This window comes from Corynebacterium sp. LaCa_23 (assembly GCF_058182375.1).
This window is the reverse complement of record NZ_CP190825.1, coordinates 668,380-684,352: the sequence shown is the minus strand read 5'-3', so window position 1 is coordinate 684,352 and position 15,973 is coordinate 668,380. Positions and strand designations below refer to the sequence as shown.

The window sequence follows — 15,973 nt, the reverse complement described above, 5'->3', positions numbered from 1 at the left end:
ACATATGCCGTATTCGGGGTGATAAAAGGGGAATCGAGGGGAAAACCAGTGACTGGCTCACAAGGCACGGCTCAACGTGTGACATTGGCGCCAGGGTGTGGCGTATTTTGCCGCGAGGATTCCGTGGTGCAATTTGGGATGGACGCCACCCGGGTGGCGGTGGCGGATACGGGCAATGCGCAAGGTGTGGCCCGCGCTTTTGCCACGGCCCATCAGCCGGTCGATTCCGGGGAATTGGCGGCGCGGTTGGAAGCGGCCGGCTTGGATAGCGCCGCCGCCAGCAGCCTCATCGAGGATGCTCTGGACTATGGCATCCTCTGGCCCCAGCCACCACATCCCGAGCAGCCTGAAACCATCATCATGCTAGGCGAATCCCCGCTTGCTCTGGACCTGCGCGCCCGCTTGGCAGCAGATGGATATACGGTACGCATCCCCCTTGATGAGGACAATATCTTTTCCTATATCCACGACCTCGATGGGCTTTTTACGGTCCTTGGCATCGACCAGCTCCACTGCCCCATCGATTGCGCCAATGCGCTTGCCGGCACCCCGACAACCTGGCTGCCCATTTCCTTACAAGATAACCGCGGCATCATCGGGCCCCTGCGTGTGGAAGGGCAAGGCCCCTGCCCGCTGTGCATTCACTTATTCCGCGTGGATGCGGATCCGCAGTGGAGCACCATTGCCTCCCAGCTCACCAGCGTGCGCAGGCAGCCAGAAAAGCTGGTCATCGATGCGGTAGCGGCCCAAGCACAGGTGGTGATCCGCCGCCTAAGCAAACGCCCCCTCCCGCCAGGCGCGCCAACCTCATTTCCGCGCCCAGGCCAACAATGGGAGGTAGACGTCTACGGCCGCCACCAGCAGCGCACGGCCATCGCCCATCCGCGGTGCCCGGTGTGCTTCGGCGGCAAGGTCAACCTGGCTACAACCGCACAGAGCGAATGACCTCTAGGATTTGCTCGCCGTAGCGCTCCAGCTTATTGGGCCCTATTCCGGAAATGGACAGCAACTCCGCCTCATCTACCGGTAGCTCTTCCGAGATGGCCTGCAGCGTGGCATCCGTAAAGATGACATAGGCCGGAACCTTTTCTTCCCGGGCAACCTGCGCGCGCCACGAACGCAGGGCGGAAAAGACTTCGTCATCGCCATTGCCCTCGCAGTCTTCATGCCGGCCAATGACCTTTTCCGCCGGGGTCTCTAGTACCCCGCTGCACACGCGGCAGCGTTTCGGGCGGCGGGAGCGGCCACTTCCCGCAGCCGATTCCACGCCTGGCGCGATGCCGTCGAGGAAGCGGGTGCGCTCCCGGGAGGCCCTGGAACCGGCGGTCTTCGCCAATGCCCACGACAGGGCCAGGTGCTCGCGGGCGCGGGTAATGCCTACATAAAACAGGCGGCGCTCTTCCTCGATCTGCTCGTTACCCGCCTTAATGGCGTGGTTGATGGGCATGAGCTTTTCGCTCAGTCCGACGAGGAAGACGGCGTCCCACTCCAAGCCCTTTGCCGCGTGCACCGTAGCGAGAGTAACGCCCTCCATGGCGGGGGCTTGCTTATCAGTGGAGCGGCGGCGCAGCTCACCCAGCACCCCGTTGAGATCGATGCCCGGGGTGGATTCCACGATCTTCTCAATCAATCCCACCAGCGCGTTCAGCGATTGCCAGCGCTCGCGGGCCTGCGCGCCCTGCGGTTCGGTGGCGCTGAGCCCAAGCTCGACGAAGGCGGCCCGCGCAATCGCCACGGGGTCCTCCGGTAAATCATCGCGGCGCGTGGCGGCAATGAGCACGCGAATGGCCTCCAGAATCTCCGGGCGGCGGAAGAAACCTTCACCGCCGCGGACTTGGTAGACCACTCCGGCATCGGCAAGCGCCTGCTCAAACTGCTCCGACTGGGCGTTGATGCGGTACAGGATGGCAATTTCTGAGGCCGGCACGCCCTGGTTGAGCAGGGTGAGCACCTGTCCGGCCACCTCCTGCGCCTCATTTTCCTCGGACTCGTAGGCCTTAAACGTCGGCTCCGGCCCAGGCTCGCGCATGCCCTGCAGCTCCAAGCGGGTGCCCGCCGCGCGCCCCGTAGCCTTGCCGATGACCCGATTAGCCAGGTCCGTGACCTGCGGCGTAGAGCGATAGTCGCGCTGCAGTTTGACGATGGTCCCGTCCGGATAGCTGCGCGAAAAATTCAACAGGTACTCCGGCGATGCGCCATTGAAGGAATAGATGGTCTGGTTGGCATCGCCCACCACGGTGAGATCATCGCGATCGCCCAGCCAAGCATTCAGCACGCGCTGCTGCAGGGGCGTGACGTCCTGGTACTCGTCAACGACGAAGGTGCGGTACTGCTCGCGGAAGGTCTCCGCAATGGCCGGGACGTTCTCGATGGCGCCAGCGATGTGCATGAGCAGATCATCGAAGTCCAAATGCATCATATCCGGCGTAGCCTTGGCCTTCTCGTAGCGCCGGAAGGCCTCGGCCACCTTGGCGGCATCGGCCGGGGCGGTGCGATCCGTTTCCGCGATGACGCTCTCATAGTCCTCCGCACTGACCAGTGCGGATTTCGCCCATTCGATTTCCGCCAGCACGTCACGGATCATGTCTTTGGAATTATCCAGCCCCACCGAGCGCACCGCGCGGGCTACCAGCGGGAATTTATTGTCCAATAGAGTCCACGGCAGATCGCCTGCGACTTGCGGCCAGAAATACTTCAGCTGGCGCCGCGCGGCCGCGTGAAAGGTTTGGGCCTGCACGCTAGCCACGCCCATCATGCGCAGGCGATCCCGCATTTCTCCCGCCGCACGCGCAGTAAAGGTCACGGCCAAAACGCGCTGGGGATTTACGAACCCTTGATCCACCATATTGGCGATGCGATAGGTAATGGTGCGCGTCTTACCGGTGCCCGCGCCCGCCAAAATGCACACCGGCCCGCGCGGGGCGGTGGCCGCGCGGCGTTGATCCTCATCCAGCAGGGATAAATCCGGCTTATTCACCGTGATACCACTCCATAATCATCGTGTGTGCGATAGAACCCGCGGTGGCCAGCGGGAGCTCAGGCAGCTCGGCGCGGGTCACCCAACGAATTTCTTCCAGTTCCCCATCAGTATGGCAGGTGGGCTGGACATCCGATGTCTCTGCGTGAAAGCCCAGCATAAGCGAGCCGCTCGGCGGCCACGGCTGGGATCCCCAGTAGCGAAGATTGTCAATGTGGCGCCCGGTTTCCTCCATGGTTTCGCGGGCGAAAGCGGCCTCAATGGTCTCGCCCGGTTCCACGTATCCGGCGATCAAGGAAAAGAAGCCATTGCGCCCGCGATTGCGCGCCAGCAAAATCTTCTCCTCGCCCTTCAGCTCAATGAGCCCGATAACCGCCGGGTCTAGGCGCGGAAACACCATGCGGCGCGAATCCTGCGGATCGCGGCCGACGATACCCGGCGTGGGATAGTCCAACGGGTGGCCCGTGCGCGGATCGAAGCGCTGCTCCAGCCGGTTGCGAATCAAGGCAATGGCCTGCATGACGAGGGAATCATCGGCGAAAAAGGTTGCAGGCTGCAACTGCCCCATTCCCCGCGCAATTGCTTCCGGGCAGGCAAAAACGTGCAGCGTGCCGATGTCCACCATCTCCGGCGTTCCCACGCCCTCCGGCAATTGCTCCACCAACGCGGCGTCCCCACTCGCGGTGGCAGGCACTAGACCCGTGTGCGTTACGGGCAAATACAATTAATCCTCCTCGTCCTCATCTTGCACTTCCACGGGTTGTTCCAAGTCATGCTTGATATACAGCAGGCGGTCGCCCGGTTTCAGTGCGGAGGCATCAGCGGTATCAACGCGGTGAAGTTCGTTATTGCGCAGCACCGCGAGCACGATATCCGCCAGGTGGCGCGGGTTGGAACCAACCTCGAACTCGCGCACGGCGCGCTCTGATACGGAAAAGCCCTCGTTAGGAGAAAGCAGGTCCTCCATCATTTCCACCACGGTGGGGGTCACGGTGGCAAGCCCCAGCAGACGGCCGGCGGTCTCTGCAGACGTCACCACGGAATCTGCACCGGATTGGAGCAAGAGATGGCGGTTTTCGGACTCGCGCACCGAGGCCACAATCTTGGCCTTGGGGGCAAGCTCGCGCACGGATAGGCAGCACAGCACCGCGGTATCGTCCGAGGACGGGGTGACCACAATGGAGTTTGCGTGCTCCACCCCGGCGATCTTAAGCACGTCCTGCTTGGTGCCCGAGCCAAAGATGGTGACCAGCCCATGGTGTTCCGCATGAGCCAGCGAGGCGCGGTTATTATCGATGACCACAATCTGGGAGGTGGGCACGTCATCTGCCAAGAGCGCGGCGACTGCCCCAGCGCCCTTCGTTCCATAGCCGATAACGACGGTGTGGTTACGCAATTGCTTTCTCCAGTTCTGGATTTCAAAGGTGCGGCGGGCCTTGTCCGTGAGCACGGATAGCGTCGCACCAACCAACAGCACAAGGAAGACGAGGCGGGCTGGGGTAATAAGTACGAGGTTGATAAACCGCGATTGCTCCGTAACCGGAACGATATCGCCATACCCCACGGTGGTCAGCGTGACGGCGGCATAGTAGGAGGAATCCAAAAGCGACATGTCCTCGCTATAGCCCTCACCGTCTAAGTACACCACGATGGTGACAAAGATGAGGATGCCAAATGCCCACAGCGCGCGTTTGGCCAACTGGCGCCACGGGCTGGCGTTTTGATCCTTGGGCACAGTGATGACATCAAGGAGCGCGTGATCAGGTTGCGAGGACAACTCGACCTGCGGCAAAAAGCGCTGTTTAATACGCCCTTTGAGCACCTTCGCATGTTTTTTGGCCACTGGCCCAGCCTTCTTTTCTGGATCGATTTTTTGATTCCGCCGGTTATACGGGGACGCAACTATCCATTCATCGTCCGCGTTCCGTCCCCATACCTTAGCCCTAGTGGCCTGCTACTGACGATTCAAGCAGGCTACGCAGCTCCTCACCTTGGGCTAAAGTATCTGGCTCAAAAGTATAACCATCGTGGACGTAATGGAAAGCTGCACGGATTTTATCGCCGCCGTGGATGCGCCGCCAGGCTTCGGCATAGACCGCCAACTGAATCTTCGCCGCGTCCATGGCCGCGCCCTTCGGCGGCCGCCCGGTCTTCCAATCCACCACCATCCAGGTGCCATCTGCCAAGCGGAAGACGGCATCCATTCGCCCGCGCACCACCGCGCTGCCGATGGTGATTTCAAACGGCGCCTCCACAAAGTCCGGCTGGCGCTGCGCCCACTCGGAATTCAGGAAGGATTCCTTGAGCTCTTCCAGGTCGAAGTCCTCAGGCTCATCGATGCCCGGCAATTCCTCTTCCCCTAGCAGCGCGGGGCTGCCAAAGCGCTCTTCCAGCCACGCGTGGAAGGCGGTGCCTCGCTTGGCATAGGAGTTGGGCTTAAACGGCACCGGGCGGCGTTGCCGGCGCGCAAACTGGAGCGGATCGCTGCCCAGGGCCACCATGTCAGAAGCGGTAAGTTCACTGGGAAGTTCCACATCCACAACCGGTTGTTGCAAGGACTTGTATTCCTCAATGAGCGCGCCCGCATCCTGTTCCCACAGCTCGAAGGTCTCGCCGTGGCTTAACTCAGGAAGGTCTTCCATGGCGGCCAGCACCGCATCCGCGCCAGCCAGGGAATCCGGATCTGCTTCAAGGGCTGGAAAGAGCCCGCTGTCTGCCGCATTGGCCGAGGTGTCCACCGGCTCTTCGGGCACCGTCCACTCCCCTACGTACTGGGGGAAGGTTTCTTTTAGCCTTTCGAGGTACTCGTACGGGCCCTTCTTAGCCTTGCCCGTCCGGTTATTCGTGCCGGATCCGGTAACGGTCAGCGTGGACTCGGTTCTGGTCAAGGCCACATAAAACAGGCGTGCTGCTTCCTCCGCATTATGCGTGCGATCATCATCCAAGAATGCCTTGCAGGCCTTCTCGAATTCCGAGCGAGTGACCGCATCTGGTGAGACCTCGATGTAGTCATTGTCACCGGGTACCTTTTCGATCTTGGACAAAAAGGTCTCTGCCTGGGCCTTATAGCTCGAAGAATCAGCGTGCACGACATAGACGTGCTCCCACTCCAGGCCCTTGGCCTTATGCACGGTCATAATCTGTACCCGATCCGTAGAGGTGGGCACCTCCCCAAGCCCGAGGCCATCTTCATGTTCGCGGGCGAGCTCCAAATAATCTAGGAGCGCATACAAAGAATCCCCGTGGAATCCTGCGACGATATCGGCGAATTTATCCAGGTGGGTGGCTCCCCCGGCGCTACCGCGGGCAAGGACCTCGGTGCGGATATTGAAGATGGCCTCGATGTCCGCGAAGAGATCGCTTAAAGGCTTGGACAGCGAGTAGGTGCGCAGGTAGCGCAGCTTGGCAGATACCTCTTCCATGCGCGCCAAGCCCTCTGGGGTGTAGCGGTCGCGCTCGCCGAGGTCCGCCAGGGCATCGGCAAGCCCCACCGTTTGATCTGAGCCCTCAGCCGTAAGCTGCGCCAATTGGGCGCGCAGATACTCCTCTGGATCCATACCCTCTTCCCATTGCAGGCGCTCTTGTTTTGCCCCCGCCAAGTTCTTTTGCCGCGCGGCAAGGGCTTGGATATCGCCCATACCCAGCCCGCAAATGGGCCCGGCGAAAATGCGGAGGGCCGCTTGCACGTCTTCCGGCCGCACCAACATGGTCGCCAGCGCTACAAGGTCCTGTATTTCCGGTTGCCACAGCAATCCACCCAAGCCATTGATTTCATTGGGGACACCGACGGCATCCAAGGCTGCTGCAATGGCCGCGGTTTGCCGGTTGGTACGCACCAGCACCGCTGCGCGAAAGCCATCGCCCTCGCGCGCATCCCACTGCTGCCTTAATTTCTGCGCAATAAACTCGTGTTCCTCATCTTCGCTGGCGAAATAGCCCAACTCAATCTCGCCTTCGCCCTTGTGCGGGGCCGCGTGCAGCTCATCGACGGGCCGCGGGCCGCCCCCAAAGACCCCGGCAGCTACCGAGTTGGCCAGCTCCAAGGCACCCGACGGGTTGCGCCACGAGGTAGTGAGCTGATCCTTGGGAGCAGGCGTGCCATCGGCTTGCGGGAAATCCTCCACAAACGCGGTGAGGTTTTCTGAGGTAGCCCCGCGCCAGCCATAAATGGCCTGCATGGGATCGCCCACCGCAGTCACGGAAATGTCCTTGTGTTCCCCACCAAAGAGGCTGCGCAGGAGTACGCGCTGGGCATAAGACGTATCTTGATATTCATCCAGCATGACCACGCGGTAGCGCTGCGCCTGTTGCTTGCCCACCGCCGGGTGCGATTGCGCGAGGCGCGCTGCTACAGACATCTGCTCGCCAAAGGTGATGACCTGCTGCTCTGCCTGCGCGCGCTTGAGTTCCTCGATCAAAGGCACGTACTGCACGCGTAGATCCTGGACATTGATGTACTTCTGCAGGTCCTTGGAATACTCGCCCTTCGTCCTCGGGGCCTTTTCCAGGTTGTCTATATCGGCGCGGAAATCCCGTGCGAATTCGGCGATATCATCCGGATCCTTTAAAGAATTGTCCATATCGGAGGTGATCTTGAGCAGGACTTCCGTAATGGAGCCCAAGGTCTTTTCATCCGATAATTGTCCGCCGTAGTTTTTCACCACGTCGTAGGCAATAGCGAAGCGCTCTGCCTCCGTGATGATGCGCGCCGAGGGCTCTACTGGGACTAAAAGGCCGTATTCGCGCACGAGTTCGCCGGCATAAGAGTCATAGGTGGCCACGGTAGGTGCGATATTGTTAAGCGCCTCCGCGGCGGGACTACCGGGGACATTAAGCCCGGAATCGCGCAGTTGAATGAGCTGGCGGCGAATGCGCTGTTCTAGTTGCTGCGCCGCCTTGCGCGTAAAGGTCAGCCCCAGCACTTCCTCTGGGCGCACGTAGCCATTGGCTACCAAATAGACCACGCGGGAGGCCATGGTTTCCGTCTTACCGGCACCGGCCCCAGCCACCACGAGCTTGGGGCCAAAAGGACCCTCGATGACGTGGGCTTGTTCCTCAGTAGGTGGGTAATCCTTGCCCAGTGCTTGGGCTATTTCCTCCGGGGAAAAATTCTGCTTAGACATGGATGGTCATCTTTCCTTCCTCCTGCACCGGGCAGATGGTACGAATGGGGCACTTATCGCAATCTTTATTGGTGCGCGCGGTCAGCTGCGGACCGCGCAGTTCCGCCGCCAGGGGTGGCAGTAATGTGGAAAACTCTTCCAGCGCCTCCGCGGTGAGCTGACTCTGAGTGCGGGTGGTAATTTTGCTGGAATCTTTTCCGGGATAGACAAGAACTCCGCCTGCGCGCGGCATCCCTTCGCCATCGCGCACGCGCTGCCCGTCGAAGCTTCCCCGGGACAAGGCCAATTGGTAGGTCATTAGTTGGCGGTTTTCTTCCGCCTCCGCCTGCGTCGCTGCAGATTTACCGGTCTTGAGGTCCACGACCAGGTAATTTCCGTCTCCATCCTGCATCAAGCGGTCCATGAATCCGCCGACCCGAATATCCGGGGCGACCTCGACGTAGACGGGTACTTCCACCCCGGCGAGTTCATTTTTAACCTCGGATTGCTGTGCCCATTGCTGCGTGCGCTCCAGCAGGCGGGAGAATTCTTCCAACTTGCTCTGTAGCTGCCACTGCGGAACATCCAGGATGAGCTCATAGGCTTCCATGACGAGCAGGCGGGCCTTTTCCGCATCCATGCCGCGGCCGATGGCCTCCAAGAAGGCGTGTGCCATGGTGCCGCGCAGGAGGTGCTCGGCGCCGCTGGGATCTTCGGCCAAGTTTCCCACAATCGCCTTGAGCGGGCAGTTGAGCAGGGCTTCGACCCGGGATGGCGATAGGCTCTTGCTACCGCGCAGCTGCGTATGCGATGCCACAGAGCGCGCGGAGAACCACTGGTCTGGGTGGGCGCCTGGGATTCCCGCCTGCGCTAAGCGCGCCAACTGCCGGGCTGCTTGGCTCCGCTCCGCCTCGCCGGAATCTGGGTTCGTGACCACGCGGCGCAATTGCGCCACAAAGGAAGGTACAGACAGCACCGATATATCGAGGGGATCGACCTCGAGCCCATCGCGCAGGGACACCGGTGCTGGCTCGGGAACGTCCAAGCCCAGCTCGCGGGGAAATTGGGTCGCACGCAAGGCGCGGCTGGCTTCCCGGCGCGCCATGGTCCCAGGCACATCAACCCCGCGCCCAGTAAATTCCGCGATGAAGCGGGAAGGCTCTGCAAAGGCATCCTCGTTAGGATTTTCCACCGCAGCGATGAGTAACCGGTTCCGGTGGCGCGTAGTGGCGACGTGGAAGAGCCGGCGCTCTTCGGCCAGACGGGAGGCGATGTGGCTAACAGGGGTGTCAGGCTCAATATCACGGTCCAGGAGATCGATGAGATCTTCTTGGCCAAAAATGGACCCGGTCTCCCCCAGCGAGGGCCACGCGCCTTCTTGGGCTCCGGCGACGATGACGGTATCCCATTCGCGGCCGACGGCACCGTGGGCGGTGATGATCTCCACGGCCTGTGGGATGGCGGTGCGGCGGTCGCGCACGCCGGTGGGCAGTTCTTGTTCGGTGATGTGGGTTAAAAAGGACTGCAGCGAGGAGCCAGGGCGGCGCTCGGAGTAATCACCGGCGGCATCAAAAAGCGCCATCATGGCATCGAGGTCACGATCCGCCTGCGAGCCGGTGGCGCCGCCGCGCAAGGCGGATGCCTGCAGGCGCATATCCAGCTCGGAGGCACTCCATACCTCCCACAGGATTTCTTCCACAGAGGCTTGGGCTTGTATGGCCTGCCGGCCCGCTGCAAGCACCGCGCGCACGCGCTCCAGGATGGAAAACTCGCGCTCCGTGAGCTGTCCGTTGAAGTCCGGTAGCTCGCCGTGCAAGAGTTCGCGCAGGCTGTCCATGCCGCGCGTATCGGGCGCCCACCGGCGCAGGCCACGAATCAGGCGGCGCAGGGTGACGGGATCCGCCCCTCCCACGGGCCCGGTCAGCAATTCCTCAAGCTCTGCATTGCTGAGGTCTTCTTCCAAGGCGCGCAAGGCAAGGAGCATGGCAGATACTAGGCGCTGTTCCGCCAAAATGACGTCGGTAGGGCTGATATGCACGGGCACCCCGGCCGCCAGCAAGGTGCGGCGCATCTGGCCAATATCCGCCGTTGAGCGGACGATGACGGCGATATCGCGCCACTGCACGCCATCGTCCAAATGGCGGCGGCGCACGGTATCGGCCACCACATCGCGCAGGCGGCCCTCAGAATCCACGATGGAAACGCAGGCCGGGGATCCGTTGCGGTGCGGCTGCGAAAGCTCCACGGAGTGTTCCGCGGGAAATTCTTCAAGGAACTGCGAATTAGCACCGCGGAAGGCAAAGACGGATTGGTCCGCATCACCGCCGATGACCAGCAATTGTGCATCGGGTGCTAGGCGGGAGATGAGCTTGCCCGCGGTGGGATCCAATAGCTGGGCGTCATCGACCACGATGGTGTGCCACGGGTGGGAACTCGTAAGTTCTGGGCGCAGCAGGACCTGGTTGACTAACTCGGCCGCGGAATAGGAATGCGCCCCGGATAGGGCTTGGACGCGTTCGTATTCGCGCAGGAACGTACCGGCAGCACTCCACATACCGCGGCCGTACTTGGCCCCGAGGCTCTCCAGATCTGCGGGGCTGAGTCCTCGTTCGATGGAGCGCAAAAGAAAATCGCGCAGTTGGCGGGCAAAGCCTACGTACTCAAGGGCGGGGCGAACTTCCTCCGGCCAGTCGCCGTGACCGGATTCAGCGTGGCCTTCAAGCAATTCGCGGATAACGGCATCTTGTTCCGCGCCGGTGATAAGGCGCAATTCCTCGTCGCTTGCACTGCGCAGTAGGGCAAAGGCCAAGGAGTGAATGGAGCGGACCATAGAGGATTGTGCCGCATAATCTTCAAGGCGCTCTGAAAGCTCGCGGCGCAGGCGGGCGCCGGATTCCTTGGAGGCCGCAACAACGAGGATGCCGGAGGGATCAGCCCCTGTGTCCTGGGCGCGGTCGAGGGCATGAATGACGGTATCGATAAGGAAACTGGATACGCCGGTTCCGGCGGTGCCGGTTACCTTCCAGGCACCGGTTTCCGGCAGCTCAACGGGCCAGGAACGGGCGTGTGCGGACGGGGTGCGGGCGATGAGTCGTACCTCGGGCGACGGCGGTAAGACCACTCCCGCGCGGGCGGTGGAATGGGGATTGTAAGTCACCGCCCCAGTATCGCAGATGCCCTAGACACAAGAAACTGTTCTACCCGCTCAATATTAGAACGCACATTCGAGCGCGACCGCGGATTAAGATCATTGATATGCCGGCGATAAGACACCGCCCGCAGCAAAAGCTCCTGCATGCCCGGCACGTGGCCAAACCGCTGGCAGATATCATCATCTACCACCTGTGCGATCAAACCGTCCACGATCACGAGCGCGGCGCTCCACCCGGCTGGGCGGGCGGATTGGCTCGGCACGAGATCCACGATTCCCGGTGGGTGCGCGCCATAAAAGACCGTGGTGGTCAGCAGGGCGGTATGGGCGGTGACCAAGGGGACATCGGCAAGCGCGGCCTTGTCGTAGGCCTCCCCCGTCTCCGCCCAGGCGGTGCGCTCCGCGCGGGCAAAGGCATCATCGCGGTGCGCACCCGGCGGCGCAGGCGCATTGGCCATGGCATCGTCCAAGCGCAAGGCCGTCTGCGCCGCTTCATCGATGCGCCCGGTGACCTCGCCGGGAAGGAACTGTGTCGCCTTCCACCCGGCGGCGGTGTGGCGCCCGTCGCTCGCGAGAACCGGCCGCGATACCCGCGCGCCCGGCACGCTGAGCCTTTCGCGCACCTTGGCAGACCACGCCGCGAAGGGCCCGGCCTGGGAGTATACAACGTCGCCCACCTTGATGCCGTTATCCCAAACCGGGCCCAGCTGATCGCCTTGGGCCCGGCGCGACCCTGTCGCTCCGGTCTCCGCGTGGAAGGCGCTTAAAACATGCTCTGGGGGAAGCGGCATCCAGTACTCCTTATTGGGGTTGGTGGGGATCCTTGTGCTCCGGATTGGGATATGGCCACGGATTAGGCTCGCAGGTCACATCCTCATCAGGATAGACCTCCTTGGGATTGCGGTCATGCAATTCCTTGTTGTTCAAACTCAGCGTCTGCTGCATCATCACCGGGGCCAATTTGCCCTCGCCGCCGCATTGCTGGTGGGAGGCATAGCCAATGGCGTGGCCCAATTCGTGGTTGATGACGTACTGGCGGTAATTGCCTAAATCGCCTTCAAAGGGCGTGGCCCCGCGCACCCACCGCGCCTCATTAATGATGGTGGTGGATTCGCCAGTGAACTTTGTGTGGCAGGAGGTTTCCGTCTCGATCTTCTCGCCACACCGTTCCGCAGCCGTGCCCAGAGAGGTCAGCTGGATGCGGGTATCGGGATCGTCTGAAGAGGCAACGTGCTCGAATTCGAAGTCACCTTGAGCGGTCCACCCGCGTGGATCCGCAAGGGTTGCCTCCACCATTGCGGCAAAGGCATCATCGCCGCCGTAGGGAGCGGTGTTGAGCCCATCTTCTACCTCGATGGAATAGCGCACCTTCTTCTCGCCGCCTTCACCGGCTACGGCGCCGGGGCGGCCGATTGCGTGGAACGTGCCCTTTCCTTTTTTGGTGAAGTCACTTCCAGGGGGCATCTCACTAATCTCGCGCTCTACCGCCTCCGCATTTGCGGGATCCGGGCCCGTGAGATCTTCGTGGGTAGGAGTGGCGGCGGCGGTAGTTTCCGCACTGGATGCATCGCCATTGTCATCGCCCGAAGAGCCAGACGCGATATCCACAATCACCCAGACGGTAAGCAGCACCATCACGGGGATAGCCACCACACGCCACCAGCCGTAGCGGTGGGCGAACCGGACCACCGGGTTCGGGTGATCCGGAATTCGCCTATGGCCCTGTTGAGCCTTGCGATTCTGCCTACTTTCCATAGGCATTGAGGATACCCGGTTGCTTATTCACACACTGAATTAGCAAACCTTTAGAAAGCCTCAAGCTTAGGCGCCGGCGAAACCGACGGATTGCTTCTTCGCGGCACCAACTTCGACGTACACCACGCGGTCCGTGCGCACGAGGTACTTGCGGCCCTTGTCATCTTCTAGCTCCAACGTGGAGTTTTCCGCCAAGGCGCTATTAATCTTTTGCGTCAGCTCCGCCTGCTCGCCGCTGGTGCTAATGATCAGCTCGCGCGGGGTATCTGCAAAACCAAACTTGATATCCATAAAAATTATCCTCCTCTAACGAGAGTTTTACATGCCAATGGCCCCACTATAACCATCCCGGCTACTATCAAGGTGTGTCTGTCATAAAAACCCAGCCACCGACCTTCGCGGAACTCGGCGTCGCCGCCGAAATTTGCGATGGGCTCGCTGACCGTGGCATCGCGCGAACCTTTGCAATCCAGGAATTAACCCTGCCCATTGCGCTCAATGGCCAAGACCTCATTGGCCAGGCGCGCACCGGCATGGGCAAGACCTTTGGCTTTGGCGTGCCACTGCTCGATCGCGTTTTTGATGACGCGGATATTGCCCCACTGGATGGGACGCCACGGGCTCTCATCGTCGTGCCCACCCGCGAGCTAGCCCAGCAGGTCACCGCTGATCTGCAGGACGCGGCCGCACACCTGCCGGTCCGCCTCGCCTCCATCTACGGCGGGCGCCCCTACGAGGAGCAGATTAAGCTTCTCCAGCGCGGCGTCGACGTGGTCATCGGCACGCCAGGCCGCCTGCTCGATCTGCATGAGCGCGGCGATCTGGTCCTGCGCCACGTCGCCATCGTGGTGCTCGATGAGGCCGACGAGATGCTGGACCTGGGATTTTTGCCTTCCATAGAGGCCATTTTGGAAGCGCTCGATGGCAATGCGCACCAAACAATGCTGTTTTCTGCCACCATGCCGGGCGCCATCTTGAACCTATCGCGCCAGTTCATGAATAAGCCCGTACACATCCGGGCCGAATCGGAGGCGGATGAGGTCACGCACGAAACCACCCGCAAGGTCACCTTTCAGGCACACCGCATGGATAAGGTGCCGGTCATCGCGCATATCCTGCAAGCCCAAGGCCGGGGGCGCAGCATCATCTTTACCCGCACCAAGCGCTCGGCGGCACAATTGGCCGATGACCTTGCTGAGCGCGGCTTCCGCGTCGGCGCAGTGCACGGTGACTTGGGCCAAAAGTCCCGGGAGAAGTCCCTGCAGGCCTTCCGCTCGGGCGAGGTGAACATCCTCGTTGCCACTGATATCGCCGCGCGCGGCATCGACGTCGATGATGTCACCCACGTCATCAACTACCAGGTTCCCGATGATCCCATGACGTTTATTCACCGCATCGGGCGCACCGGCCGCGCTGGGCACACCGGCACCGCCGTCACCCTCGTTGGCTACGATGAGCTGGCCAAATGGCAGGTCATCAACGATGAGCTAGGCCTAGATACGGCCACGCCGCCACAGTGGTTTTCCACCTCGCCGGAGCTTGCCCAGGCGCTGTCCATCCCCGCTGGCGTGCAGGAAAAGGTGGGCCCTGCCACCAGCGTGATTGGCCAGCTTCCGGCGCATAAAAGGTCCGCCGGACAGACCCAATCGCGGTCCCAGTCGCGGTCCCGGTCTCGGTCCCGGTCCGGGGCGCGGCGCGGTAATGGCACGCCCCGAGGAGGGCGCCGATGACTAAGGCCCCCATCTTGCGGGCAACCGCTGCGGATTGGAAGGCCACCGGCATCATCGGCGCTATCTGCGCCATCGCGGTGGGCGGCGCGGTCGCCACCGCCAATATCCACCAGGCGGACCTGCACCAAGAGGCGGTTCCTGGGGAAGGTGATGCCGCTGTGCTTGCCGATGTCCCCTCCTCCCTCACCACTGCCTACAGCCTGCCCAACCAGCCCGTACCCGGCCAATACCGCGCCATTTCCGCCCACGGGTTGAGCATTAGCCACGATGGCGATGTACTCACGGCCACCAATGCCGATGGCTCCACGGCCTGGACCTATACCCGCAGCGATGCCGAACTCTGCTCGCTATCGACTGCCTGGGGCAAGGTGGTTGCCACCTATCGCACGGGCGTGGGTTGCGGGGATACGGTTGCCATCGATGCGGCGACGGGCGAATATGACTCCACCCGCAGCGCTATTAATTCCCCGGATGTTGTACCCGTGCAATCCAATGACCGGGTAGGGACCGTTTCTGCCGGGCGAATCGATCTATGGCGCTCAGATCTCGTGCGCACCGTGGAATACGGCGACGTGGAGGCCAAGCAGGAGGCACAGAAGCAACCGCACGAGGAGTGCACCATTTCTTCGGCGTTGACGCGTACCGAGAATCTCGCGCTGACGGAATCGTGCCCGGAGGAACCTCACACCACCTGGTTAAGGTTTCAAACCACCACCCCGGAGGACTCCCGGGAACCAGAAATGGACGCGGATGTCTCCGTCGATCGCGATGGAGTGCGGCTTATCGCGGTGGGCCAAGACGCCGCCGCGGTCTATATCCCCGGCCCAGAACCCCGCATTGAGTCCTATAACAACGAGGGCGACAAGCTTTCTTCTACCCCAGTAAAGCCTTCCGACGCCATCGATTCCGGCACAAGCCCTTTCGCCCCGGCCGTTGCGGATCTCCCGCACCATATGACGTGGTTTGATGGGCAGCGCCTCTACCTTTTAACGCCCAGTGATTTGCGGATCGATCACGTCATTGACGGCGCCATCGGCACCCCGATTTCAGTAGCTGGGCGCATGCTGATGCCCACCGAACAGGGCATAGCTGTCGTGGACTGGTCTACCGGGGAGGTACTGCGCGAGATAGCCGTCGACCGCGGAGATTACCGTGGTCCCGTCCACCTCACGTTGGCGGGCGAGACCATTGTAGAAACCCGCGGCGATACCGTCGTCGGCCTCAGCAGCGACTAAGCGAGTGCCACTCGCTGCTCCCG

11 protein-coding genes are annotated in these 15,973 nt (G+C 61.7%); 3 read left to right on the top strand and 8 right to left on the bottom strand.

Translation table 11 applies throughout. The annotated features are described in order from the left end of the window. The first annotated feature begins 78 nt into the window (after positions 1-78). Positions 79-945, top strand: coding sequence for a hypothetical protein (locus tag ACP8IT_RS03425; protein ID WP_490290404.1), 867 nt, complete (start codon positions 79-81; stop codon positions 943-945). Here ACP8IT_RS03425 and ACP8IT_RS03420 read toward each other — a convergent pair. The 8 genes from ACP8IT_RS03420 to ACP8IT_RS03385 form a co-directional block, all read right to left on the bottom strand. Continuing rightward, positions 923-2,977, bottom strand: a complete 2,055-nt coding sequence (locus tag ACP8IT_RS03420; RefSeq protein ID WP_490290403.1) for an ATP-dependent DNA helicase UvrD2 — start codon at positions 2,975-2,977, stop codon at positions 923-925. The two genes, ACP8IT_RS03425 and ACP8IT_RS03420, sit on opposite strands and share 23 nt — an antisense overlap. After that, on the bottom strand, positions 2,970-3,701 hold the full coding sequence (locus tag ACP8IT_RS03415) for an NAD(+) diphosphatase (RefSeq protein WP_490290402.1): 732 nt from the start codon (positions 3,699-3,701) through the stop codon (positions 2,970-2,972). The genes ACP8IT_RS03420 and ACP8IT_RS03415 overlap by 8 nt, the downstream gene beginning before the upstream one ends. Further along, on the bottom strand, positions 3,702-4,820 hold the full coding sequence (locus ACP8IT_RS03410) for a potassium channel family protein (protein ID WP_005277555.1): 1,119 nt from the start codon (positions 4,818-4,820) through the stop codon (positions 3,702-3,704). It lies immediately after the preceding gene. A 100-nt stretch (positions 4,821-4,920) separates the two neighbouring features. Next, on the bottom strand, positions 4,921-8,100 hold the full coding sequence (locus ACP8IT_RS03405; protein WP_490290401.1) for an ATP-dependent helicase: 3,180 nt from the start codon (positions 8,098-8,100) through the stop codon (positions 4,921-4,923). After that, complete coding sequence (locus tag ACP8IT_RS03400) at positions 8,093-11,200, bottom strand: ATP-dependent helicase (protein WP_490290587.1); 3,108 nt, start codon at positions 11,198-11,200, stop codon at positions 8,093-8,095. The genes ACP8IT_RS03405 and ACP8IT_RS03400 overlap by 8 nt, the downstream gene beginning before the upstream one ends. Before the next feature lie 32 nt (positions 11,201-11,232). Continuing rightward, entirely contained in the window at positions 11,233-12,021 is a 789-nt protein-coding gene (locus tag ACP8IT_RS03395) for a hypothetical protein (protein WP_005277551.1), read from the bottom strand. Positions 12,022-12,031: 10 nt separating this feature from the next. Beyond that, entirely contained in the window at positions 12,032-12,985 is a 954-nt protein-coding gene (locus ACP8IT_RS03390; protein ID WP_490290400.1) for a DUF3152 domain-containing protein, read from the bottom strand. Positions 12,986-13,051: 66 nt separating this feature from the next. After that, entirely contained in the window at positions 13,052-13,276 is a 225-nt protein-coding gene (locus ACP8IT_RS03385; RefSeq protein ID WP_239269424.1) for a DUF3107 domain-containing protein, read from the bottom strand. Positions 13,277-13,350: 74 nt separating this feature from the next. Here ACP8IT_RS03385 and ACP8IT_RS03380 point away from each other — a divergent pair, with 74 nt between their 5' ends. Both ACP8IT_RS03380 and ACP8IT_RS03375 read left to right on the top strand, forming a co-directional pair. Next, the gene (locus ACP8IT_RS03380) at positions 13,351-14,715 is read left to right on the top strand and encodes a DEAD/DEAH box helicase (RefSeq protein ID WP_490290399.1); all 1,365 of its coding nucleotides are present in this window, start codon (positions 13,351-13,353) and stop codon (positions 14,713-14,715) included. Then, complete coding sequence (locus ACP8IT_RS03375) at positions 14,712-15,950, top strand: Rv3212 family protein (protein WP_490290398.1); 1,239 nt, start codon at positions 14,712-14,714, stop codon at positions 15,948-15,950. Before ACP8IT_RS03380 ends, ACP8IT_RS03375 begins: the two co-directional genes overlap by 4 nt. The last annotated feature ends 23 nt before the right edge of the window (positions 15,951-15,973 follow it).

Bases quoted from the DNA above. Each gene is read 5' to 3' on its own strand.
- ACP8IT_RS03385 (WP_239269424.1), bottom strand. From the start codon at position 13,276: ATGGATATCAAGTTTGGTTTTGCAGATACCCCGCGCGAGCTGATCATT.
- ACP8IT_RS03390 (WP_490290400.1), bottom strand. From the start codon at position 12,985: ATGGAAAGTAGGCAGAATCGCAAGGCTCAACAGGGCCATAGGCGAATT.
- ACP8IT_RS03375 (WP_490290398.1), top strand. From the start codon at position 14,712: ATGACTAAGGCCCCCATCTTGCGGGCAACCGCTGCGGATTGGAAGGCC.
- ACP8IT_RS03395 (WP_005277551.1), bottom strand. From the start codon at position 12,021: ATGCCGCTTCCCCCAGAGCATGTTTTAAGCGCCTTCCACGCGGAGACC.
- ACP8IT_RS03405 (WP_490290401.1), bottom strand. From the start codon at position 8,100: ATGTCTAAGCAGAATTTTTCCCCGGAGGAAATAGCCCAAGCACTGGGC.